The 1,567-nt window shown below is 73.5% G+C and carries 1 protein-coding gene and 1 pseudogene; one reads left to right on the forward strand and one right to left on the reverse strand.

Translation table 11 applies throughout. The features are described 5' to 3' along the window. Positions 1-589 precede the first annotated feature (589 nt). Positions 590-667, forward strand: a pseudogene (locus ACWD4J_RS44060) (hypothetical protein); the annotation flags it as partial. Positions 668-732: 65 nt separating this feature from the next. Here ACWD4J_RS44060 and ACWD4J_RS44065 read toward each other — a convergent pair. After that, positions 733-1,567 (reverse strand): zinc-binding dehydrogenase (locus tag ACWD4J_RS44065; protein ID WP_451401191.1); only part of this gene is annotated, 835 nt, incomplete at its 5' end.

The raw sequence follows: 1,567 nt of genomic DNA on the forward strand, positions 1-1,567 counted from the left end.
GCTCGGCTGGTTGACGGGGCGTCAGCAACCGGTCAAGGACGGCGTTCTCGCGCTGGTTCTCACGGTGCTGGCCTTCGTGCCGACCCTGTCGCACGTCGGGGCGCAGATCGGCGATCTGCCTGAGCACACGTCAAGCCCGTGGAGCATCGGGCTGACTCTGGCGCAGACCCTGCCGCTGGCGGTGCGCACCCGACGGCCCGCGGCCTGCCTCTTGGTCGTCGGCTGTGCGTTCGCGGTGCATCAGGGGCTGGGTTGTCCGGCGACGTTCGGGAGTGTCGGGCTCTATGCGGCCCTGTACTCCGCCGGAGCCCACCAGGTCTCCTTCCGCCGGGCTCTCGCCGCCGCGGCGAGTGCGGGCTACGCCGTGCTGGCGGTCGTCCTGCACCGCCTCGGCTCACCGCAGCGGATCCCGGACTACCTCGCGTTCTACCTGGTCCTGGCCGTGGTCTGGCTGGTGGGCAGCGGCGTCCGCAGGCGGCGGGCGGAGGAAGCCGAGCGGCGGCGGCTGGCCGCCGAGGTGGCCGCGGCCGCCGAGCGCGCACGCATCGCGCGCGAACTGCACGACGTGGTGACCCACCATGTGACGGCCATGGTGGTCCAGTCCGACGCGGCGCAGTTCCTGCTCACGTCCGCGCCGGAGCGCGCCGCTGACAGCCTGACGGCTGTCAGCGACACCGGTCGCCGGGCGCTCACCGAACTGCGGTACCTGCTCGGCGTGCTGGAGGCGACCGGTCAGTCCGCCTCCGCGGACCGGGCACCCACCCGGGGAAAGGTGGGGGACCTGGTCGCGCAGGCCCGCATGTCGGGCCAGCCCGTCGAGTTCACCGAGCGGGGCGAGCGGCGGGCGCAGAGCGTGGACGTGGAACTGGCCGCGTACCGCGTGGTGAAGCTCCGGTAGCTGAAGATCGTGAGCGGCGGGCCTCCCGGGAAGGGCGTGGGCCGCGGGTCCAGGAAGCCTGCGGCGACCAGTGTTCCGCCGGGGCGGGCCGCCTTCAGGAGATCCTGCTGGCCGGGGCCCATGACAAGGTCGAGGACGATGTCCGCGCCGGTCCCGCCGGTGTGGTGACCGACGGCTTCGACGATGTCCGCGTGGTCGGTGGCGACGACCGCGGCGGCGCCGACGGCGAGCAGCTCCCCCTTCCTCGCAGTGTGCCGAGTGACGGCGATGGGCACGGCACCGATCTGATTGGCGATCTGCATCGCCGCCCGGCCGACGCCGCCGGACGCGGCGGTGACGAGGACGTGGTCGCCGGGCCGCATCCTCGCCTTCTCGACGAGCGCGCCGTAGGCGGTGGAGTACGCGACCCAGATCGCCGCCGCCTCCGTGATTCCGAGCCCGGCCGGCCGGGCGACGACCCGGCTCGCGGGGACCGTGGTGTATTCGGCGTAGCTGCCCCGGGCGCTCGCGTCCGGAACGGCCGTCAGGATGACCGGATCGCCGATCTTCAGCCCGGTGGTCCCGGGGCCCAGCGCGTCCACGACGCCGGTTCCTTCGACGCCGAGGCGAGCGTGCGGCAGGGGGACGGGTGCGGGCGAGGTGCCGGAACGCATCATCTGGTCGAGCGGG

It is taken from the genome of Streptomyces sp. NPDC002577 (genome assembly GCF_053594815.1).